The 21,348-nt window shown below is 63.1% G+C and carries 22 protein-coding genes; 11 read left to right on the top strand and 11 right to left on the bottom strand.

Going from position 1 to position 21,348, the window contains the following annotated elements; genetic code table 11:
• Positions 1–34: 34 nt before the first annotated feature.
• Positions 35–823 carry a cobalamin-binding protein gene (locus tag ABIB99_RS33600; RefSeq protein ID WP_354179718.1) on the bottom strand — a complete coding sequence of 263 codons (789 nt, stop codon included), beginning with the start codon at positions 821–823 and terminating at the stop codon, positions 35–37.
• Positions 824–942: 119 nt separating this feature from the next.
• Here ABIB99_RS33600 and ABIB99_RS33595 point away from each other — a divergent pair, with 119 nt between their 5' ends.
• Complete coding sequence (locus ABIB99_RS33595; protein ID WP_028157491.1) at positions 943–1,344, top strand: PaaI family thioesterase; 402 nt, start codon at positions 943–945, stop codon at positions 1,342–1,344.
• Positions 1,345–1,494: 150 nt separating this feature from the next.
• The gene (locus tag ABIB99_RS33590; protein ID WP_354179716.1) at positions 1,495–2,106 is read left to right on the top strand and encodes a GNAT family N-acetyltransferase; all 612 of its coding nucleotides are present in this window, start codon (positions 1,495–1,497) and stop codon (positions 2,104–2,106) included.
• Positions 2,107–2,184: 78 nt separating this feature from the next.
• On the opposite strand, the gene ABIB99_RS33585 is transcribed toward ABIB99_RS33590, so the two are convergent.
• The 3 genes from ABIB99_RS33585 to ABIB99_RS33575 all read right to left on the bottom strand — a co-directional run bounded on the left by ABIB99_RS33585 (position 2,185) and on the right by ABIB99_RS33575 (position 3,587).
• On the bottom strand, positions 2,185–2,490 hold the full coding sequence (locus tag ABIB99_RS33585; protein ID WP_135216870.1) for a hypothetical protein: 306 nt from the start codon (positions 2,488–2,490) through the stop codon (positions 2,185–2,187).
• 85 nt (positions 2,491–2,575) lie between these two features.
• Entirely contained in the window at positions 2,576–2,875 is a 300-nt protein-coding gene (locus ABIB99_RS33580) for a putative quinol monooxygenase (RefSeq protein ID WP_208086480.1), read from the bottom strand.
• Between the two features lie 25 nt (positions 2,876–2,900).
• A complete protein-coding gene (locus tag ABIB99_RS33575; RefSeq protein ID WP_354179713.1) occupies positions 2,901–3,587 on the bottom strand; it encodes a DUF2161 domain-containing phosphodiesterase in 687 nt (228 codons plus the stop codon).
• Between the two features lie 143 nt (positions 3,588–3,730).
• Here ABIB99_RS33575 and ABIB99_RS33570 point away from each other — a divergent pair, with 143 nt between their 5' ends.
• A complete protein-coding gene (locus ABIB99_RS33570) occupies positions 3,731–4,078 on the top strand; it encodes a GrlR family regulatory protein (protein ID WP_063983630.1) in 348 nt (115 codons plus the stop codon).
• Here the strand turns inward: ABIB99_RS33570 and ABIB99_RS33565 are convergent.
• Positions 4,075–4,755 carry an SDR family oxidoreductase gene (locus tag ABIB99_RS33565; RefSeq protein ID WP_063983629.1) on the bottom strand — a complete coding sequence of 227 codons (681 nt, stop codon included), beginning with the start codon at positions 4,753–4,755 and terminating at the stop codon, positions 4,075–4,077. The two genes, ABIB99_RS33570 and ABIB99_RS33565, sit on opposite strands and share 4 nt — an antisense overlap.
• Positions 4,756–4,778: 23 nt before the next feature.
• The gene (locus ABIB99_RS33560; protein ID WP_063983628.1) at positions 4,779–5,522 is read right to left on the bottom strand and encodes a tyrosine-protein phosphatase; all 744 of its coding nucleotides are present in this window, start codon (positions 5,520–5,522) and stop codon (positions 4,779–4,781) included.
• 68 nt (positions 5,523–5,590) lie between these two features.
• On the opposite strand from ABIB99_RS33560, the gene ABIB99_RS33555 reads away from it, so the two are divergent.
• Positions 5,591–5,917: an MliC family protein gene (locus tag ABIB99_RS33555; RefSeq protein ID WP_063983627.1), complete on the top strand. Its 327-nt coding sequence runs from the start codon at positions 5,591–5,593 to the stop codon at positions 5,915–5,917.
• Between the two features lie 111 nt (positions 5,918–6,028).
• Here the strand turns inward: ABIB99_RS33555 and ABIB99_RS33550 are convergent, their stop codons facing one another.
• Positions 6,029–6,232 carry a DUF2735 domain-containing protein gene (locus ABIB99_RS33550; RefSeq protein ID WP_028147811.1) on the bottom strand — a complete coding sequence of 68 codons (204 nt, stop codon included), beginning with the start codon at positions 6,230–6,232 and terminating at the stop codon, positions 6,029–6,031.
• Positions 6,233–6,767: 535 nt separating this feature from the next.
• Between ABIB99_RS33550 and ABIB99_RS33545 the strand changes: the two genes are divergently transcribed.
• The 4 genes from ABIB99_RS33545 to ABIB99_RS33530 all read left to right on the top strand — a co-directional run bounded on the left by ABIB99_RS33545 (position 6,768) and on the right by ABIB99_RS33530 (position 10,257).
• Positions 6,768–7,802: a glutamine synthetase beta-grasp domain-containing protein gene (locus ABIB99_RS33545; protein WP_063983625.1), complete on the top strand. Its 1,035-nt coding sequence runs from the start codon at positions 6,768–6,770 to the stop codon at positions 7,800–7,802.
• A 197-nt stretch (positions 7,803–7,999) separates the two neighbouring features.
• Positions 8,000–8,701, top strand: a complete 702-nt coding sequence (locus ABIB99_RS33540) for a GrlR family regulatory protein (protein ID WP_354179708.1) — start codon at positions 8,000–8,002, stop codon at positions 8,699–8,701.
• 18 nt (positions 8,702–8,719) lie between these two features.
• Positions 8,720–9,403 carry a substrate-binding domain-containing protein gene (locus ABIB99_RS33535; RefSeq protein ID WP_354179706.1) on the top strand — a complete coding sequence of 228 codons (684 nt, stop codon included), beginning with the start codon at positions 8,720–8,722 and terminating at the stop codon, positions 9,401–9,403.
• A gap of 32 nt (positions 9,404–9,435) precedes the next feature.
• Positions 9,436–10,257 carry a tetratricopeptide repeat protein gene (locus ABIB99_RS33530; RefSeq protein WP_354179704.1) on the top strand — a complete coding sequence of 274 codons (822 nt, stop codon included), beginning with the start codon at positions 9,436–9,438 and terminating at the stop codon, positions 10,255–10,257.
• Position 10,258: 1 nt separating this feature from the next.
• Here ABIB99_RS33530 and ABIB99_RS33525 read toward each other — a convergent pair whose 3' ends face one another.
• Positions 10,259–10,717: a hypothetical protein gene (locus ABIB99_RS33525; protein WP_354075840.1), complete on the bottom strand. Its 459-nt coding sequence runs from the start codon at positions 10,715–10,717 to the stop codon at positions 10,259–10,261.
• Positions 10,718–11,435: 718 nt separating this feature from the next.
• On the opposite strand from ABIB99_RS33525, the gene ABIB99_RS33520 reads away from it, so the two are divergent.
• Together ABIB99_RS33520 and ABIB99_RS33515 are read left to right on the top strand one after the other, a co-directional pair.
• Positions 11,436–14,942 (top strand): autotransporter domain-containing protein, encoded by a 3,507-nt coding sequence (locus ABIB99_RS33520; protein WP_354179702.1) that lies wholly within the window; start codon positions 11,436–11,438, stop codon positions 14,940–14,942.
• A 164-nt stretch (positions 14,943–15,106) separates the two neighbouring features.
• Positions 15,107–15,811 carry a hypothetical protein gene (locus ABIB99_RS33515; protein ID WP_208086490.1) on the top strand — a complete coding sequence of 235 codons (705 nt, stop codon included), beginning with the start codon at positions 15,107–15,109 and terminating at the stop codon, positions 15,809–15,811.
• A 118-nt stretch (positions 15,812–15,929) separates the two neighbouring features.
• Here ABIB99_RS33515 and ABIB99_RS33510 read toward each other — a convergent pair whose 3' ends face one another.
• The 3 genes from ABIB99_RS33510 to ABIB99_RS33500 all read right to left on the bottom strand — a co-directional run bounded on the left by ABIB99_RS33510 (position 15,930) and on the right by ABIB99_RS33500 (position 19,988).
• Positions 15,930–16,787, bottom strand: coding sequence for a hypothetical protein (locus tag ABIB99_RS33510; protein ID WP_354179699.1), 858 nt, complete (start codon positions 16,785–16,787; stop codon positions 15,930–15,932).
• Between the two features lie 324 nt (positions 16,788–17,111).
• Positions 17,112–18,071: an MBL fold metallo-hydrolase gene (locus tag ABIB99_RS33505; protein ID WP_354179910.1), complete on the bottom strand. Its 960-nt coding sequence runs from the start codon at positions 18,069–18,071 to the stop codon at positions 17,112–17,114.
• Positions 18,072–18,311: 240 nt separating this feature from the next.
• On the bottom strand, positions 18,312–19,988 hold the full coding sequence (locus ABIB99_RS33500) for a winged helix-turn-helix domain-containing tetratricopeptide repeat protein (RefSeq protein WP_247311187.1): 1,677 nt from the start codon (positions 19,986–19,988) through the stop codon (positions 18,312–18,314).
• Between the two features lie 237 nt (positions 19,989–20,225).
• On the opposite strand from ABIB99_RS33500, the gene ABIB99_RS33495 reads away from it, so the two are divergent.
• A complete protein-coding gene (locus ABIB99_RS33495; RefSeq protein ID WP_354179697.1) occupies positions 20,226–21,176 on the top strand; it encodes a helix-turn-helix domain-containing protein in 951 nt (316 codons plus the stop codon).
• Positions 21,177–21,348: the final 172 nt, after the last annotated feature.

The raw sequence follows: 21,348 nt of genomic DNA, 5'->3' as shown, positions 1-21,348 counted from the left end.
GCAGCGCGTCCGGGACACGAAAGCTGCGATCAAGCTATTTGAGTCCACCCCACAACGCCGTCACGATCGCATCTAGCCCATCCGTCAGCGCCGCCGGCCCCGGCTGCAAGATGATCGGCGACTTGATCTCGACGATGCGACCATCCCGCACGGCGGGGATCTCGTTCCAGCAATCGCGCGCGCGGATGCGGGCAGGGACGACCTTCTTGCCGCACCAGGAGGCAAGGATCACGTCGGGCGCTGCCTCGCGCACCGCCTCCGCCGAGACGATGCGATCCTTTGCCGCCTGCCGATGTCGCAGCTCCGGAAACACATCCTCACCGCCGGCGATCTCGATCAACTCGGACACCCAGCCGATGCCCGAGATCAACGGATCGTCCCATTCCTCGAAATAGACCTTTGGCCGCGCCGAGGGGCGAGGTGTTGCCGCTATCTCTGCGAGGCGCCGTTCGAGATCACGGGCAAGGCCTTCGGCGCGTTCAGCGGCGCCCACCAGCGCACCAAGTGTCCGGACCATCGCCAAAATCCCGGCGATGTCGCGCTGATTGAAAACATGGACGTCCACGCCCGCGCGCACGAGATCGGCGACGATGCCGGCCTGGAGGTCGGAGAAGGCCAGCACCAGATCCGGTTCCAGCGCCAGGATCTTCGGAATGTCCGCGGAGACGAAGGCGGACACCCGCGGCTTCTCCCGCCGCACCTGAGGCGGGCGGACGGCGTAGCCGGAGACGCCGACGATGCGGTCCTGCTCGCCGAGCAGGTACAGCGTTTCGACGGTCTCTTCGGTCAGGCAGACGATGCGGCGGGGCGGGAAGTGGCGCATGGGAAGAGCATATGCGCAAATGCCGTCGCCGATGTCAGCAGGGCCATTACCTCGGACGTCATTGCTTTGCCGCCCGAAGCAATTCACGCTGAAACAACAATGAATTGGGAGGAGATCCGATGACGCCGCTCGAGAAACTTAAAGCGATGAAGATGCCGTTTGCCGAGCTCAAGGGCGTCGAGTTCGTCGAGGCCGAGAAGGACCGCGTGGTGGCGCGGATGACGGTCAGGCCCGACCTCTGCACACTCCACCACACCATCCACGGCGGCGCGGTGATGGCGCTCGCCGATTCCGTCGGTGCCGCCGCGACCGTGATCAATCTGCCGGAGGATGCCAAGGGCACCACGACGCTCGAGAGCAAGACCAACTTCATCGGCGGGGCGAAGGAGGGAACCACGGTTATCGCCACGGCTACACCGGTCCATCGGGGACGGCGGACCCAGGTCTGGAGCACCCGGCTGGAGACCGAGGACGGCAAGCTGGTTGCCGTGGTGACCCAGACCCAGCTGGTCCTCGTATGACTACGGGGGCTTGATTTTGTTAACGAATTGGTCGCCTTCGATGCCTGAAACTTGGGCAGGTTCCCGTCTTGAAAAATATGCTGCGACGCACAATATTGGGGGCCTAGGGATTCGAACGCCTCCTCGAGGGACACCAAGAGGAGTTTTGACGTGGTACTTGAAGACACGACCCGCACGACGCCCGTTCCGGGCTATGTGCGGACCTTGAGCCAGCAGGAAGAATTGCCGCTTCTGCGCGATCACCTCCTGCGGCTTGATTCCGCAAGTCGGCACGACCGTTTCAACGGCTTTCTCAACGACAGCTTCATCGAGCGATACGCCGCCCGCTGCGCCGAGGACGGCACCGTGATTGTCGCCTACATCGTCGACGGCGTGGTCCGCGGTGCGGCCGAGCTGCATCCGCCGGAGGACGATTCGCTGCCCGAGGTCGCCTTCAGCGTGGAAGCCTCGGCGCGGCGCCAGAACGTCGGCACCATCTTGTTCAGCCGGCTGATCGCGGAAGCGCGCTGGAAAGGCTACAAGCGCCTGCGCATCACCACCGGCGCCGAGAATCACGCCATGCGGGCGCTCGCCAGGAAGTTCGGGGCGAATCTGCAATTCCGTCATGGCGAATCGACCGGCACGATCGATCTCGCCAAGACGCCCGAGGCCGAGCTCGCTGAACTCGCGGCCTCGCCCTTCACGGCTGGCCGCGCGCTTCTCAGCTTCAACTCGACCTGCTGGAAGATCATCTCCAGCATGTACGGCAATCGCGCCGCCTAAATCCAAAAGCGGGCTGGAATCAAAAAGCGGACCGGCAAAACCGGTCCGCTTTCGTATTGGGGATAGGAAATTGAGCGCTCAGGTACCGGTGCGCTTGTCGTTGCCGAAGCGGCGGACGACACGGCGTTCGACCACCACCGAGCGCTGCGCACCCTGTTCGCCTGCGATCACGCGCGTGGCGGTGATGCGGCCGTTGGTGCGGGCCTGCTTCTTCACCTCGGCCTGCACGATTTCGAGCGGCATCCCCATCAGCGCTGCCGCGATCTCGGCCTGCTGCTCATGATCATCGGTGATGCCGACGGCGGCGAAGATCGCCTCGTCCAGGGTCGGCGGATCGTGGCGCACGCGCCGCGTGCCATATTTGGTGTTCCAGTCTGCGCTCATAACGGCCTCGGTTTGATGCCGGGATACCTAGTGCCGGAGATGTTGCATTGCAATATGAATTTGGTGTGGCATCACAGCTATGCGCTCACAGCTTTTCGAGCCTGTCGGCCTCATAGAGGTCGAGCGTGGTCGGCCCCGTGGCCAGCGAGCGCAAGGTGCGCACGAACTCGCCGGATGCAGGTACCGCAAAGTGAGCGACGAGCGCGGCGCGGTCGGCCCATTGCTCGAAGAACACCAGCCTGAGCGGGTTCTCGCAGTCGACGTGCACTGCATGTGAGATGCAGCCGGGCTCCTGTCGTGACCGATGAACATGCTCGAGGCTCAGGCGGCGTGCCTCCTCGAACGTCTCGGTGCGGACCGTTACGCTGCCAGTCACAACGATCATGCGATGTCTCCCGACGTGATTTCCGCTAGGGGGGCGATGCCTCGCGGGGCGCTTCTTTCATCGGTGCCTGCGGCCAGCGTTTCAGCGCCGCGTGTCCGGCCTCGGTGAGCCCGTAGATTCCCCGGTCCGCACGTTCGAACCAGCCATACACATTGTTCAGCAAGATCTTGCCGGCATCGGGACAGCGCTTGCGCAATTCGCGCACCTTTCGTGGCCCACCGACGAGTTCCGACGCACAGGCCAGCGCCTGCTGGCGATAGGCCGTCATGATCGGCGCGCGGGTGCTGCCACCGAGCACGGGATCGCCCTGGCGGCGCTGATGTTCGGCGACGAGGCGAGAGCGCTTTTTCGGCTCGCGGCGCGGCGCTGCCGTCGGTGGCTTCACCAGCACCTCGACCTGGCCACGCTCAGTCACCCCAAGCATACCGAAGCCGAGGCGGCGGCACAGATTGCGATAACGCGCATCGCTCTCGCGTCCCTTGCCGCGGATCGACATCTTTGCAGCGATCCAGACGTCGTCGCCGGCCGGTGCGCGGTCAACCGCCTGGAGGATCAGCTCGAGATTGAAGGCGAGCTTGAGCTCACCAATCACCACGACAGGCGGATCGCCCGCGCTGAGGCCGACGAGGTCGCAGCCGCCGATCTCGCCCTTGACCGTGAAGCCGAGCTCTTCGAGGAAGCGTTTGACGGGCAGATAAAGCGCGGTTTCCAAGGAAAGCGTCCGGGTCTTGCGTTCCGATCCGAGAATCAGTTGCGGCCAGTTTAGCCCGGAACGCAGTTGTGGCTCTGCGCCATTTGATCGGGAACCGATGGTGCGGTTATCCTGCGACCGGGACAGTCGGGCGCTTTACGAAGATGACGATCAGGAATGGCCTCTATCACATTCGCATCGAGATGCTGGATGCCGTCCAGGGCGGCAATCAGGGCGTCATGGTGCTGCGCGACGGCACCATGCGAGGCGGCGATTCATTCTTCTTCGCCTATGGCAGCTACACCTCGGCCGACGGCAAGTGGAAGGGCGAGTTGACCAACGAGGAGCATTCGCCCTCGTTCGACGAGCGCCCGGTGTGGGGCCGCAAGGTCGTGACTATCGGCTTCAGCGGCACCTACACAGGCGAGACCGCCTATGGCGAAGGCATCGCGCTCGCCGGCAAGCAGAGCATCCGCTTCAAAGGCGATCTGCGGCTATTGGTGCCGGACTAAACCCGGCCGCTCACCGGGATCAGCGCGCCGGTGACGCCGCTCGCGGCATCGCTGACGAGGAACAGGATCACTTCGGCGAGTTCCTGCGGCGTCACCCATTTGGAAAAATCCGCCTTCGGCATGTCGGCGCGGTTGGCCTTGGTGTCGATGATCGATGGCAGCACCGCGTTCACGGTCACCTTGCCCTTCCACTCGTTGGCAAGCGCCTCGGTGAGGCGATGCACGCCGGCTTTCGACGCCGCATAGGGGCCCATGCCGGAACCTGCCTGAAGCGCGCCCATGGCGCCGATATTGACGATGCGGCCAGCCCCGGACGCGGCGAGATGCGGCAGCGCCGCGTGCGAGGTGTTGAGGGCCGTCAGCACGTTGAGCGCATGCATGCGCTGCCACGTCTTGATGTCGCCGTCGCCCACGGTCTCGAACGCGAAGCCGCCGGCGATGTTGATCAGCGCATCCAGCCTGCCGAAGTGCTTTGCCGCCGCCTCGACCGCCGTCTTCGCTTGTGCTGGGTCGGACAGATCAACGCCGCCGATCTCGATGCGTTCGGGCGTTGCCGACATCTGCGAGGGCGCGTGATCGATGCCGGCCACACGCGCGCCGCGCGCCAACGCTGTCTCGGCGACAACCTTGCCAAGGGCGCCGAGCGCGCCCGTCACGATCAGAACCTTGCCTTGCATCGTCGTTCTCCCGGCACGGCCGCTTACGATTGCAGATAACGCGCCTTCAGCGCGGTTTGCTCCGGTGTGCCGAGCTTGAGGCCGTCGCGCAAGTAGGTTTCGAGACCGCCATATTCGTTGGAGACGGCCTCGAAGGCAGCACCAAGATATGAGGCTTCGACGCCGCCGATCGCATCAAGGACGTCGGCGGGAAGATCGGAAGCGTTCGATGCGTCGCGCCTGTAGTGTTGGTTGGTCAACAGGTAGTCCTCGGCAATGACCTCGTCGGCCACGCCGAGCGCATGCAAGATCAGCGCGCTTGCAAAGCCAGTGCGGTCCTTGCCGGCGGTGCAGTGGATCACCAGCGGCGCGCGGTCTTCCAGGAGATGGCCGAACAGCGCGCGAAAGCTGTGCGTGTTGTGGCGGACATAGTTGCGGTAGGACTCCCGCATGAGTTCGAGCGCGACCGGCGCGGTGAGCCTGCCCTCGGCAAGCTCGGCGCGCAGCGCGGCCACCACGGTCGGCTCGATCGGCAGCGAATGCACCGTGATCTCGTTCACGACGCAGACGCCGGCCGCGCGCTCCTCGACGCCGCGAAAATCGAAGGCGCTGCGCACGCCCAGCGCGCGGACGATTTCGACGTCGGCGGCCGTGAGCTGGCCGAGATGGTTGGAGCGGAAGATGTGGCGCCAGCGCGTGGCGCGGCCATCCGAAGTCGGATAGCCGCCGAGGTCGCGAAAATTGCTGGCGCCTTGCAGGGCGAGGTGGCGGGCAGGGGAATCTGGCATGAGATCAGCTTGGGTTATGTTTCCACTGGACGCACTGCGGCGTCTTTGAGTGCATTCAGGGGGCAATCATGGGCCGGCACAAGGCCATTGTTTTGGCGATCACCATGCTGTCGGGCGGAATTATCGGTGCGGGACAGGCGGATGCGCAGACGTTCCGGACCTATCGCTGTGCCGATGGTACGCAGTTCATCGTGGGATTTTATGACGATGACAAACGCGCCTTCCTCCAAATCGACGGCGAACCTGTCACGCTGAAGAAGCGGCTGGCGCTTTCTGGCACCCGCTATTCGGGGGCAGGGATCACGCTGAGGATCGGCAAGACCGGAGCGACCACGGTCCAGCATCTGAAGCGGCCGGTCACTTCCTGCACGGTGATCGAAAAGCCCGCCCTCTAGCCGGGAGTCCAGCAGGAATCAAAAAGGGCCGAAACCTCGTTGTTTCGACCCTTTTTCAAACTTCCGTCGGACGCTTGCGCGCGCGCGGCGGTATCATACCAAACACAAACATTAGCGTTCCCATTTGGGCTTTGCTTCGTCGACCGCATCCTGGTGGTACCAGCTGTCGCTGCAGATCGAGACGTTCGCGGGAAGCGAAGCATGATCGGCGGGAAGGCGGGTGTCGCCATAGCGGCGTCCGGCGAGAGCCGCGCGGCCCCCGACAGGGAATTGGTAGATCGTTGCAGATCCGTGATTCAGACCATTATTCATCATTGCGATTGCTCCTGGGTCGAAGCGCCTTGGCCTCCATGGTGCGCCCGACTCGTTCGATTGTGGTTACTGGATTCTCCATATCGGCCGCGCATCCCGAATTGGAAAGTGCTGAAAAGGAAATCAGTTGCTGCCTAATCTGTAGGCATGTGACCCTCTGCATCCCCTAAGGCACCGTGTCGGTGGCTAACGCCTGGGCCATTCCAAAGGTTGCTAGGCAGGGCGCAGGACTTTGCGAAAGTTGCCGGACGTTGATGCGCGTTTCATCGGCAACCTCCGGCAACGGTGCGTCTGCTCCAGAATCAGGCGTTTTCCGCAGGATTTTTGCGGTGCAGCTTCACGCGAAGGTGCGCGGCTATGACGCACGCCGCCGGGGATGGTTTGCCGTCGGCGGGCCGACCCCGGCAGCGGTGGAAAACCTCCCGCGCTGCGGCCTTTTGGCACGCAAAATGCTTGTAGAGGGTCGGCCGATGATGGCCGGGTACAAACGTGCGGGGGCTCTCAACCCCACCTTTCGCATCATCTACAGAGAGGCTCAATGACCAAGTATAAGCTCGAGTACATTTGGCTCGACGGATATACGCCGACTCCGAACTTGCGCGGCAAAACACAGATCAAGGAATTCGCGTCGTTCCCGACGCTCGAGCAGCTTCCGCTCTGGGGCTTCGATGGCTCCTCCACGCAGCAGGCCGAAGGCCACAGCTCCGATTGCGTGCTGAAGCCGGTCGCCGTGTTCCCGGACGCCGCGCGCACCAACGGCGTGCTCGTGATGTGCGAAGTCATGATGCCCGATGGCAAGACCCCGCACGCGTCCAACAAGCGCGCCACCATCCTCGATGACGCCGGCGCATGGTTCGGCTTCGAGCAGGAATACTTCTTCTACAAGGACGGCCGTCCGCTCGGCTTCCCGGCCTCCGGCTATCCGGCCCCGCAGGGTCCGTACTACACCGGCGTCGGCTTCTCGAACGTCGGCGACGTTGCCCGCAAGATCGTCGAAGAGCATCTCGACCTCTGCCTGGCTGCCGGCATCAACCATGAAGGCATCAACGCGGAAGTCGCGAAGGGCCAGTGGGAATTCCAGATCTTCGGCAAGGGCTCCAAGAAGGCCGCTGACGAAATGTGGATGGCCCGCTACCTGATGCTGCGCCTGACCGAGAAGTACGGCATCGACATCGAGTTCCACTGCAAGCCGCTCGGCGACACCGACTGGAACGGCTCCGGCATGCACGCCAACTTCTCGACCGAGTACATGCGTACGGTCGGCGGCAAGGAGTACTTCGAGGCGCTGATGGCGGCCTTCGACAAGAACCTGATGGACCACATCGCCGTCTACGGCCCGGACAACGACAAGCGTCTGACCGGCAAGCACGAGACCGCGCCGTGGAACAAGTTCAGCTACGGCGTTGCCGATCGCGGCGCGTCGATCCGCGTTCCGCACTCGTTCGCCAACAACGGCTACAAGGGCTATCTGGAAGACCGCCGTCCGAACTCGCAGGGCGACCCATACCAGATCGCTTCGCAGATCCTGAAGACGATCGCGTCCGTGCCGGCCGACAAGAAGGCCGCGGCCTAAGATCCTCCCGGCCCGGGCCGGGGGGCTGGCCCGGGTTGCTCTTCAATCCGCCGGAGCCGAAAAGGCTCCGGCGGATTTTTGCATTCCGATGACAGCCGTTGTTGTGGGTCTGCCGGCCATGCCGGCTTGAAGTCTGTCCATCGCCGGCGAAACCGGGATAGAATGCCCCGGGATGCGCGGGGCCGGGGACACGGCTGGTGTTTGAAGGCTTCTACAAGGTGCGATTTCAGCTCGGCGACGCGGTCGGCCGGAGCGTGATGCATGCCGGCAATGGCAAGATGCTTGGTGGCAATTCGGCCTTCGCTCATATCGGCACCTATGAGAGGACCGAAGCCGGCGTCGACATCGTCATCAAGACGGTCCGCCACAACCCGGACCCCAACTACCGCGCCATGGCCGGCACCGACGATGCGACCTTGCTTGCGAAAGGCTGGGCCGACGGCGATCTCTATCGCTTCAAGGGCGAGCTGAAAGAGCTGCCCGGCGTGCCGTTCCAGTCGGTGATGACGCCGATCACCGAAGACGAGGTGCCGATCGCGGGCGGCGTCGGCGAGGCAGGCATCGCCGATGGTCTCTACTCGATCCACCTTCGCATGCTCGACGGCGTCGATGGCGGGCTCACCGGCGTGATGCTGCTCAATCAGGGCCGCATCCTCGGCGGCGATGCCTCGTTCTACTATCTCGGCAGCTATACTGCTGCGAATGGCCGCTGGAAGGGCCAGATCCTCAATCAGGAGCACACGCCGGCCAAGGACGATCCGATCTTCGGCGGCCACGAGGTCGGCATCGGTTTCTCCGGCACCTATGACGCGGAGCAGGCGGTGCTGGAGGCAACGGCGCTCGCCGGCAAGCGCAGCCTGCGCCTGACCGCCGCGCTCAAGCTGATGCACCGCGCCTGATCGCGACAGGAATAGCCCATGGAAAACATTCGCATGCTCTCGACGCTCGGCCTGATGGGCGCGATGCGCAGCCTGTCCTCCGCCTTCGAGGCCGCTCATGGCATCCATGTCGATGCCGACTTCGCGCCAACCCTGGCATTGCTGAAACGGCTACGCGACGGCGAGGCCGCCGATCTCGTGATCCTGACCCGTGAGGGGCTCGACGAGATGATCGGCGAGGGCCGCGTGGCCGCGGGTAGCGCGGCCGATCTGGCGCGCTCCTTCGTCGGCATGGCCGTGCGGGCAGGGCGCGTGCATCCCGACATCTCCAGCGAAGCTGCATTGCGCAAAACGCTGCTCGCGGCGCGATCCGTCGCCTATTCGCGGCTGGGCGCGAGCGGTGTCTATTTCGCCCAGTTGATCCAGCGATGGGGCATCGCAGCCGAGATCAACGCCAAGGCCACCATCGTCGAGCAGGGCTTTACGGCGGAGCGGCTCGTCAGCGGCGAGGCTGACCTCGCCGTGCAGCAGATCAGTGAGCTGAAGCAGGTCGAGGGCATCGAGGTCGTCGGCCCGATCCCGCACGATTTGCAGACACCGGCCGTGTTTTCCGCGGGCCGCATGGCCAACGCCAGACATGCCGAAGCGGCCGATCGGCTGCTGCGCTATCTGGCATCGCCGGAGGTCGTCCCGGTGCTGCGCCGATCGGGACTCGAGCCTTGAATTTGCCGGAGCAGAGACGCAACGTGGCGCCCATGCGGACTTGTCTCCTTGCCATTCTCCTCTCGCTTGCAGCGCCGTTATCGGCGCATGCCCAATCGGCCGATCTCGTCCTGTGCGACCGGCTGGCCGCCGATCCCAGCGATCCCGACAAGCCGGCGGATGTGAAGGGCGTGACGGAGCTTGCTGCATCCGACATTGCGACCGCCGTCAAATTCTGCAAGCAGGCCGCACCGTCGTCGCGGCGGGCGATGTTCGCGCTTGGCCGCGCCTATGCCGCCAACCGGCAGACGGCGGAGGCGATCGCCGCCTGGCGCAAGGCGGCCGACAAGGGATCGAGCGCGGCGATGGTCGAGCTCGGCGTCGCCTACGGTACCGGCTCCGGTGTTGCGAAAGACGAAGCACAAGCGCGCAAGCTGTTCGAGCGGGCGGCGCAGGCCGGCAATCCTCGCGGTGTCAGCAATCTTGCCGCGCTCGGCGGCGCCGGCGGTGCTGCGCCGGCCGACCCCGCACAGGCGCGCGCGCTGCTCGGCAGGGCGGCAGAGACCAATGCGGAGGCGCAGTACCAGCTCGGCCTGATGCTCTCCAACGGCAACGGCGGCGAGAGGGACGACGTCGCGGCGCGCGCGATGTTCGAGAAGGCGGCGGCGCAAAACCATCCCGGCGCGCTGGAGCGGATGGGCGCCTTCGCGCAGGAAGGCCGCGGCGGTGCCAAGGACAAGGACGCCGCAAAGACCTACTACGAACGTGCCGCCGCGCTCGGCGACGAGGACGCCAAGAAGGCGCTGGAGCGGCTGCGCTGCCCCTATGCGATCAAGGACAAGCAGGGCAAGCTCGTCACCACGCTGTGCTTCTAGCTCACTTGTAGTAGTAGGCGACGTTGTTGCGGGCGTCGCGATAAGTCGTCTCGAGAAAGTCCGGATATTGAGCGGCCGCGCGCGCGACGGCGCGCACGACGCACTCCCAGAAATCGCCGTTCCAGTTGAAGTGCTCGAAGGTGGCATCTTCGAACTTCACGGCGATGATGATGGCCTGCCGGATTGCTGCGTCATCGGCGCGTGGATGGGCGCGCTTCACATAACCGAACATCGGCCCTTCATGGGCGTGGTCGCGGTCGTAGCGGTACTTCGCGCGGAACTGCTCCGGCGTGAGCGTGCGATTGACGCGAACCTCTTCGTCGCTCGGGCGTCCGTCGAGTGAGTCGAGCCGGTAGCGCCGGCACCAGAGCTCGAAGGCCGCATCGAGCAGCGGCTGCTTTGCAGCGCTGGCGATGATCGCTGCGATCTGCGCTTCGGCTGAAGGCTCTGTCTGGTTCATGCCGCTTTGTCGTGCGCTCACTCCGGCGGGTTCGAAGGGGCCTCAAGGATGAACCAGCTCCGGCACGGGCCGTTGAATCACAACATGAGGAGGGCCGCCCGGGATCGCACGAAACAAAAAAGTCAAAAACAACCCCATGCACAGTAGCCAAGTCGTCGAAATCACTAAGTTCGTATTTTACGAAAATCAATTGACCCGTCGGGCAAAACAGGGGCATGATGGCATCATGCGGCGAGTGGGCTCCGCTCCCGGCCCTGCGCTGAAAAGCCGGATGACCTCGGTGCGTCTGAGTTCGTAGCGCATGATTCGAGGCTCCAGTTTCGGAGCTTGAATCATGTCCGCGGTGATACCATCAAGCCGCATTGGCCCTGCGAGGCGCCGCTAATGCTCTGAATCTACCTCCGCTTTCGGTGGCATAGCGGACATGGCCGGACTTGCAACTGGTTCGACCCGGTCGCGAATGACCCGCAACGGACCTCGCCTCTTAGGCAACTGGTGACGTTCATATCCTGTCCGCGTTCCTCCTGTGATATTAATGACGCAATCGGCCAAATATGGCGCGCGCTTTGTCGGATGACCGATATTGGTCGGACTCCGCGATGTTCCCCCGCTAAACCTGATACCGCAGAGCCCCGCTTAACGGGTCCATGCGCGACGGGCGCCGCAAAGGCGCAACGGAATTTCAAACGTCGCTATCTGGGCTGCGGGGAGATTTGGGTTGTCTTATTTTGTAGCGTCTGAAGGCGCGCTGGAAACCGGCGCGGCCGTTGTTGGGCGCAAGCGATCGATTAGCCGCTTTGCGGCGCTGACCTTGGCCGCGTTGTCCCGTCGCCTGCTGGGCACCAGCTCCACGGTGGCGCTCGGACTGGTCCTGGCGACATCGACGCCATCGCGCGCCACCGACTGGACCGGCGCCACCTCAACCGACTGGTTCACCGCCGGCAACTGGTCGGCCGGCGTTCCAACCAGCGCGGTCGACGTGAATATCGACACGGTCGCGCCCAATGCCACAGTGGTCGGAGCGGCCGGCGCGCAAGCGAACACTGTCTTTGTCGGCATTTCCGGCACCGGCACGCTGACAATCCAGAGCGGCGGCAACTTGAGCGACTTCAACGGCTATGTCGGCTTCAATGCCGGCTCGACCGGCACCGCGACGATTGATGGCGCCGGCTCGGCCTGGACCGCTTCCAACTTGTTCGCTGTCGGCTATTACGGCACCGGCACGCTGACGATCCAGAACGGCGGCACGGTAAGCAACACCAACATCGGCTTGATCGGGTCCAATGTCGGCTCGACCGGTACCGTGACGGTCGATGGCGCTGGCTCGGCCTGGACCAATTCCACCAACCTCGCTGTCGGCAATTCCGGCACCGGCACGCTGACGATCCGGAACGGCGGCACGGTGAGCAGCGCCTCCGGCGTTCTCGGCCAAAATTTCGGTTCGACCGGTACCGTAACGGTGGATGGCGCCGGCTCGTCCTGGACCAATTCCAGCGACCTCGAGGTCGGCTATGTCGGCGCCGGCACGCTGACGATCCGGAACGGCGGCAAGGTGAGCAACGTCACCGGCGGTCTCGGCATCAATACCGGCTCGACCGGCACCGTGACGGTCGATGGCGTCGGCTCGTCCTGGACCAATTCCGGCGATCTTTCTGTCGGCAATTCCGGCACCGGCACGCTGACGATCCGGAACGGCGGCACGGTGAGCAGCAACACCGGCTATCTCGGCAACAATGTCGGCTCGACCGGAACCGTGACGGTTGACGGTGCCGGCTCCTCCTGGACCAATTCCGGCCTCGTGGTCGGCGGGTCCGGCACCGGCACGCTGGCGATCCGGAACGGCGGCAAGGTGAGCAACGTCACCGGCGTTCTCGGCTTCAATGCCGGCTCGACCGGCGCAGCGACGGTTGATGGCGTCGGCTCGGCCTGGACCAATTCCGGCTCGCTCTTTGTTGGCTATTCCGGCGCCGGCACGCTGACGATCCAGAACGGCGGCACGGTGAGCAACAACTACGGCTTCCTCGGCTACTATTCGACCGGCACCGTGACGGTTGATGGCGCCGGCTCGTCCTGGACCAATTCCGGCGACCTCTGGGTCGGCGGTTCCGGTATCGGCAAGCTGACGATCCGGAACGGCGGCAAGGTGAGCAACGCCAACATCGTCTATCTCGGGCTCTTTGCCGGCACCGGCACCGTGACGGTTGATGGCGCCGGCTCGTCCTGGACCAATTCCGGCTCGCTCTTTGTTGGCTATTCCGGCACCGGCACGCTGACGATCGCCAATGGCGGCGCCGTCTCGGCGGCTTCGGGCATGCAAATCGCCCTTAACCTCGGCTCGACCGGCACGCTCAATATCGGCGCCGCCTCCGGTCAGGCCGCGGCCGCGCCGGGCACGCTGACCACGCCCTCGGTCGTGTTCGGGGCAGGCACCGGCAGCATCGTCTTCAACCACACCGCCTCGAACTACACATTCGCCCCGGTCATTTCTGGCGCGGGGTCGGTGACGGTGGAGAACGGCACCACCATCCTGACCGCGACCAACACCTATAGCGGGCCGACCACGGTCAATGGCGGCACGCTGGCGGTCAACGGCTCCATCGCCAATTCGGCGGTGACGGTCAATGCCGGTGGCACGCTCGGCGGCAACGGCACCGTCGGCAATACCACCGTCAACGCCGGCGGCGTGCTCGCGCCCGGCAACTCGATCGGCACGCTGACGGTCGGCGGCGATCTGGCGTTCGGCGCCGGCAGCATCTACCGCGTCGAGGTCTCGCCATCGGCCGCCGACCGCGCCAATGTCACGGGCATCGCGAGCCTGACCGGCGGCACCGTGCAGACGAGCTTCCTGCCCGGAACCTATGTCCGCAAGAGCTACACCATCCTGTCGGCGGCCGGCGGCCTCGGCGGCACCACCTTCAGCGGCGTGAGCAGCAGCCTGCCCGGTTTCACTGTCGGCCTGAGCTACACGCTGTCCGATGTGTTGCTGAACCTCACGGCCTCGCTCGGCGCCGGCACCTCGCTGCCGGGCAATGGGCAGACCGTCACATCCACGCTCAACAACTTCTTCAACAATGGCGGCGCGCTGCCGCCGGGCTTTGTCGCGCTGTTTGGTCTCACCGGCAGCAATCTTTCAGCCGCGCTGTCGCAAACCTCCGGCGAGACCGCGACCGGCTCGCAGCAGACGACCTTCAACGCAATGAACCAGTTCATGGGGGTGCTGACCGATCCCTTCATCGACGGTCGCGGCGATGGCGTTTCAGCGGGATCATCCGCGGGCGCGTCGGCCTACGCCTCGCCGGACAGACCGCGTTCCGGTGCGGCGCGGGACGCCAATGCGATGTTCACCAAGGCGCCCGTCATGGCCGATCCGTTCGCGCAGCGCTGGAGCGTGTGGGCGGCAGGCTATGGCGGCTCGCAGACCACGGACGGCAACACGACACTCGGCTCCAACAACACGACCAGCCGCATCGCAGGCATCGCGGTCGGCGCCGATTACCGTATCTCGCCGAATACGCTGGCGGGCTTTGCGCTCGCCGGCGGTGGTACGAACTTCAGCGTCGTCAATAGCGGCTCTGGCCGATCCGATATGTTCCAGGCCGGCGCCTTCATCCGGCACAATGCCGGTGCGGCGTATCTCTCCGGCGCACTGGCCTATGGCTGGCAGGACATCACCACCAACCGCACCGTGACGGTGGCCGGCATCGACCAGTTGCGCGCGCAGTTCAACGCCAATGCGTGGTCCGGTCGCGTCGAAGGCGGCTATCGTTTTGTCAGCCCATGGATGGGCGGGGTGGGCATCACGCCTTATGCCGCAGGACAGTTCACCACCTTCGACCTGCCTGCCTATGCCGAGCAGGCGGTAACCGGCGTCAACACCTTTGCGCTCGCCTACGCCTCGAAGAGTGTCACTGATACGCGCAGCGAGCTCGGCCTTCGCAGCGACAAATCATATGCGATGGCGGACGGAATCTTCACGCTGCGAGGGCGCCTGGCATGGGCGCATGATTTCAACCCCGGCCGCAATATCGGTGCGACGTTCCAGACATTGCCGGGCGCATCCTTTGTCGTTGGCGGCGCCGCGCAAGCCAGCGACTCCGCGCTCGTCACCGCCTCCGTCGAGAAGAAATGGCTGAACGGCTGGTCCGCCGCCGCCACCTTCGAAGGCGAGTTCTCCGACGTCACCACCAGCTACGCCGGCAAGGGCGTGGTGCGGTATTCCTGGTAAGTTGACGATTTCCGGTTTTGGCCCTTCGCATCATTTCGCTGTGCTGCGGAATTTGGTAGCTATCGGGGGCATAGCGGACTCTGGCAAGCCGACCGATCGGCTGATTTATGGGATCACGGCCTAGGTAGCCCGCGATTCTTTTCTGATTTTGTGGGCTTATTGAATTGCTGGACGGACTCTACAAGGTTGAATACGGCGTCAACGATGCGTTCGGCCGCAGCATCATGTGCCTGCATGACGGTAAGATGCTGGGCGGCAATTCGGCCTTCGCGCACCTTGGAACCTATGTCGAGCGCGACGGCGAGATCGTCGCCGAGGTGATCACCGAACGGCACAACGAGGATCCCAATCACAAGCCGCTGATGGGAGCCGATATCGCCTCGATCGGTGCGCGCGGGCGGCTGCACGGTAACCAGATCCGTCTCGAGGGTGGCGCGGACACCATGCCGGGCGCCAAATTCTGGGCCAATCTCACCCGGCTCGACGACGAGGGGTTGCCTCCGAGTGGTGCGGTCGGTCCGGGCGGCATCGCCAACGGACTCTATGGGATGAGCCTGCGCGCGCTTGACGGTGTCGATGCCGGATTATCGGGCGTGATGCTCCTGATCGACGGCCGCATCCTCGGCGGCGATGCGTTCTTCTACTATCTCGGCTCCTATTCCTCGGCGGACGGCCGCTGGAAGGGCGAGATGCTGAACCAGGAGCATACGCCGGCGAAGGGCGAAAACCCCGTGTTTGGCGGCTATGAGGTCGGGATCGGCTTCTCCGGGACCTGCACGGCGGAGAGCGGCGAGATCGAAGGCATCGCGCTCGCCGGCAAGCGCAGCCTGCGCCTTGCAGCCTCGCTCAAGCTGATGCGGCGGGCCTAGGACGTGCACTCATAGAAGCCGCGTCGGCTTACGCCAAAAGAGTGACATCGAAGCGGGGCTGGACGAACGTCGTCCTTGGGCGAGAGGTGGGAAGGCCAGTTCTTCTACCGCTCCCGCTTCACTTCATTGCAACATCGCGGTCGATGTCTTGCAGGTGCACGAAAGTCGCCCAGGCTTTTCGATATTCGCTGTCTGTGGGATCGATCCCAAGCAAGGTGCGACACGCCTCTTTGATTTCTTCCGACGAGGGACGCATCGCGACGTTTCCGGACAACTTGGCTTGGTTCCAGCGTTCCTCGACGCCGTTCGCCAAGGCGAGTGCTTCGGAGGGGCTCCGTTTCCGGGTTGACCTCGCCAAAGGGTGATCCGGAGGGAATTTGGGCCATGCGACGGGAGGCTGATCGGCTTGCCACTCACTCTCCTTGCCGGTCCCACGCTCTCCCGGCAAGTTTGCCTGGGCTCCATTGGCCGATTGAGGCGGGACAGTCCGTGCGCCCAGCTCGCGGAGCTGCTGCTCCATGGTCCCGCCGGACGCCGTTGCGCCTGCCGCAGGTGCACGCGTCGTCAGACCTGACACAGTTGAGGTGCCGGCCTGCGGAGCAACCTTCTGAACGGTTTGCGCAACGGACAGCATGCCAGGCGAAAGAGCAGGCTTCTGCTGCGCGACCTTGTCATTTTCAGTGGGGCAAGGCCGAAATCCCGAGCGCAGCTGCGTGATCCGGCCGTCGTCGTCGATGCGGGCAAAGTCAACGGCCACAGTGTAGACGAAAGCGGCATCGATGGATTGGCCGGATTTGTCTCTCGCGTTGACGGCGCCGCAGACATATCGCGCCGCGTCGGCCTCGACTGAACGCAATGCGCTGAATTTGGCCGAGTCCGGATCGATCAGCACGTGCCGAACTGCTGCGCGAGCTTTCATGTGCTCGTTAGAGAAGATGCTGAGCGCGACATCCGGATTGAACATGTCGGGCAGCAAGGAATGCTGCGCCAAAGGCCGTCGCGATCAGGAGGGCAGATGCATTCATGGATTTGGTCGGGTAATGGAACCCGGTATGGTTGTTGTTATCTTCTTGAACCATTTACGATAGAATCTACTAACAATCCGTAAATTGGTTGCTCCCGCGATTTTCAACAACCGGTGGAAGAGCTACAGCTGGTTTTGCTCAAGGGGGCAGTTGCCGGTGCGGGAAACACACTGAGCAAGGTCAACCAAGGGGGCACAGGCTGACGCCTGACGGGTGGCAGCGGCAGGTCCGCTGTGGGCCATAACCGGACATCAACCAGCGAAGGACCGTGGGTCTCACAGCACTGGCGTACACTGCATGTCTGCTCCGACGATGAGCGGCCCGTTGTAGGCAGTTCGCAAATCAGCGAAGGCCGCATCGAGTTCAAACAGACCGAAATGACTGACGATGAGCTGCTTGACCGCAGCCTCTTGGGCAACGCGTCCGACGACTGCCGGTGTTGCGTGCAAGGGAACATTCGCACCGGGCGCGATTGCAAGATGCATGATCAGGAGGTTCGCGCCCTTTGCGAATTCGACGAAGCCTGGATCGGTGCCGTTTTGGTCGGAGCTAAACACGATCGACACATTTCCGGTCTGCACGCGATAGGCCAAGGTTGGCATATTTCCATGCGGGATTTTCCGTGCCGTGACTGTCGTTCCCTCGCGCTGCAAAACCACGGATGGATCGCTTTTGACAGCGTCAATCACTCCGACATCAAGTCGAACGCCACCCGCCACAACGCGCCCCATATCGGGCCGCACGCCGCTGCCCCCGTATGAGCCGCCTAACGCCGATCCGAGCACTGGAAATGCGCCACTCTTCTCGTCAAAAAGCCTCTTGAGGAAAATCGCAAAGTCAGGGGCCGCATCGTTGCCTGTAGGACCGAAAACCTTGAGAGGTTCCTTGCGGACCTCGTGGCTCAGCCAAAGGAACGCTGGCAAGTCGGAAACGTGATCTGGATGAAGATGGCTTATTCCGACCATCCACAAGTCTTCGAGTTTGGCTTGCGATTCACCAAAGCGGTGTTGAGCACCACCGCCCATGTCGATGAGTATTCTTGCGCGCCCCTCGATCCAGACCAGATAACTCGTCGATGCCCGAGTGGGATTCATTCTGGGGCCACCAGAACCGAGGATTTGCACGTCGAGCGGCGTTGTACCGCAACTCTGTCCGAAAGCGCTCAAACTGCTCAGTGACGCACAGAAAATTCCCAGCAAGAAAATAACCGGAAGCCGAACCATGAAGACACCCATGTTGTTCAAACAGAGTCTATCAAATCGGTCTTGCAAATTTCACGACAGGGCATTTTGCCAGCAGCTAAGCTAGTCAACGGGGGTAACTGCGGCAAGTCATGATCGCTAGGGATCGACGTCTGCCCCGGGTCACAAGTCGACATCTGAGCAAAGACTACAAAGCGTCCGCTTTGGGCCATTAGCGGAAGTTGCGCTTATTCGATCACCTCGTTGCCAAGGCGAGTACCTTGGCCGAGATGGTCATTCGGGCAGCCCTGCTTGCCGCAATCCTTCCTCATATCGCGCGACGTCCTCAGCACGTCGATAAGGGCCAAGCACATCTTTGAGATTGGAGAGGCGCAGCGTGGGGCTCAGTTCTCGCAGCCGAGCCACGGCCTTGTGTGCTTGCTCCGGCCGACCGGCCATTGCGTTGCTTGCGGCGGTGATACGTAATCCAGGTCGATAGTCCGGACTGCACTGCAATGCCATTGCCGCCCATGATGCCGCTTCGTCATAGCGGTCCAAAAAGAAATGTGCATACGCGGTCCCGGCTCGCATGCCCATCAGCCACGGATCAAGTGGGCTCAGGCGAATGGCTCGTGCGAAGCGCTCGATCGCCGATTCCGGCTCGCCGAGCCAGAGTTTTACCCAGCCGCCGAAATTCCATGCTTCAGCCAAATTGGAATTAAGCGCGATCGCGCGATCAACTAAGCCGGCACCTACCCCGAGATCCCCAACAACAAACGCTAACGCATTCCCGCCAGCGGAGAGCGCGTTCGCGTCATCCTTGCCCAACTCAACTGCCCGTTGGGTGAGCTTCTTCACTTCGGCAATCGCGTTCGCCGTGTCCGGAATCCAGCCATTGATCCTGGCAATGAGGTAGCAAAAGGCTGCGCGACCGTAGGCGGTGGCAAATTCCGGGTCGAGCTCTATCGCGCGGTTGAACAGACGCAATGCCTCGTCGTTCGCTTGCCGGTTACCAAACTGATGAAGCCGGGCCAGACCGCGCAAATAGTGGGCATAGGCGTCGAGACTAGCGGTCGGCTTGCGTTTGGCGCGCTCGATCTCAGCTTTCTCCACCGCAGGCGCGATCGCCCCGACAACGCTTTCAGTCACCTGGTCCTGCAAATCGAAGATGTCGCCGAGCTCGCCATCAAACCGATCGGCCCAAATATGTGCTCCAGTAGCGGTATCGACGAGTTGTCCCGTAATGCGCACTCGGTTTGCCGCCTTGCGAACGCTCCCTTCCAACACGTAGCGCACCCCAAGCTCGCGCCCCACCTGCTTCACGTCGACAGCGCGCGCCTTGTAGGTGAAGCTGGAGTTTCGGGCGATGACAAATGGCGCCTTGAAACGGGACAGCGCCGTGATGATGTCCTCGGCCATTCCATCGGCAAAGTATTCCTGTTCGACATCGCCAGACATATTCTGAAACGGAAGCACCGCAATGGAAGGCCTGTCGGGCAGCGGAGGCGGACTCCCGGCCTCAGCAGCAAAAACTGGCGCAGCCTCTCGCGTTTCCGTCGGCGCATCGACCTCAAAGGCCCTGATTGGCTCCTGAATGTTCTTTACATGTTGAACGCCAAGATCCGTACCTGGGTCTGTGACCGAGGCTCGCGCGGGCAATTCTTCCTCGGTGATCTCGCCAACAAACCGGAAGCCTCTGCGAGAAACCGTCCGGATCAGGCGTTGCTCCTTGCCGGTATCCCCGATTGCCTTGCGCACGGCATTGACGTGGCTGGTCAGCGTGGATTCGGACACGATCCGTCCTTCCCACACCGCCTTCAGAAGATCGTCCCTTGTCACGACCTGTTCCCGGTTTCGGACCAGGAAGAGCAGCAGGTCGAACACCTTCGGTCCGATGGGGATGAGCTCGGAGCCTCGCTTGAGCTCGCGCCGGTTGGCATCGAGACAATAATCTTCGAATAGAAACGACACTTGTGATCCTTCCTGGACAAGAAGCCAAGGAAAACTCGATCGCAATTCAGGCCGGCTGCAAGGTCTTTTCCGTTCGAAACAGTACACATTTTCTCACCCTTCGGGAACGAGGGTTCGAGAAATGGTTGGCCCGCCTGCACTCGACGCGCACTGACGTTCGCAATCAACGCAACAAACCTGGCCGAGCCGAGGCACGGCTTACCACCTGCATCGCCTCCCGAGTGCGAGGATACGTTCATGAACAAGCATATCTTGCGCGCTTCCCTGGAGGACGCGTCAGTTGCGCCTGATGCGTGCCAAGTCACTCCGGCTCATGCCGAGCGCCCTCCCGCCGGTGCAGAAATGGCGCGGGTGCTCGGGACCACGCCATTTCAAATGGCTTTGGATTCCTCCGGCGCCGGAATCGCCCACTGGAAGCATGACCCGTTGCACGACGTCGTCGCGCCCATGAGCCATCACGTCATCATGGCTTACAACGGCACGGTGCAGCGCATGGAGCGGCGGATGGGAAGCGCGGTTGCGATCGGTACGTTTCGTCCCGGAGTCGTGATCATCATCCCCGAAGGATCGAGCTCCCGGTGGGATATTCCGAAACCTGTCGATGTCATCCAACTCTATCTTCCGCACGCCATGCTCGAGCGGGTTGCAGGCGAGGTCGACAGCGCCACCTCGACCGATCTGCTGGAGCGAACGGCGCATCCCGACCCCATTACATCCCGATTGCTCCTGACCGCGACCGACGCCGTGGTCGGCAATGTCGTCGTGGATACACTGTTCAGGCATCAACTGATGGACCTCTTGGCCACGCGCCTGCTGGCGGCGCATGTCGGCGCGCCGTCCACGTTCCAGCCGACGCGGGGCGGCCTCTCACCGGTCGTATTGCGCCGCGCCATCGAGCGCCTGCACTCGGACATCGACGCTGACGTATCGCTCGCGGCGCTCGCTTCTGATGCCGGTCTTTCGCGATTCCACTTCTGCCGCGCCTTCAAGGAAAGCACCGGGCTTTCCCCACATGCCTGGCGGCGCCAGCAACGGCTCGAGGAGGCCAAAAACATGCTGCGCGGCACCGACGCGTCGGTCCTCTCGATCGCGGTCGCGCTCGGCTATTCTTCCCAGACCGCGTTCGCCGCCGCCTTCAGGAAGCTGACCGGGGACACCCCGAGCAATTGGCGACGGCGTGCACGTTGACAGCATTGCCTATGCTGGGAACAGCATCATTGCGAGAAAGGCTCCCGGATGCAGGCGGGCAAAAGAAGGTCCCATGACCGCTATGGGTCTTGGCCGTGTAAAAAGCAGTTTCACGGGAGGTCGGTTCTGAGAGTTAGGTGCCGAGGACGTTTCAGGCCGCGATCGCAGCGAT

It is taken from the genome of Bradyrhizobium sp. LA6.1, from assembly GCF_040547805.1.
In the GTDB taxonomy this organism is placed as follows: Bacteria; Pseudomonadota; Alphaproteobacteria; order Rhizobiales; family Xanthobacteraceae; genus Bradyrhizobium; species Bradyrhizobium barranii.
This window is presented reverse-complemented; position numbering and strand designations above follow the sequence as displayed.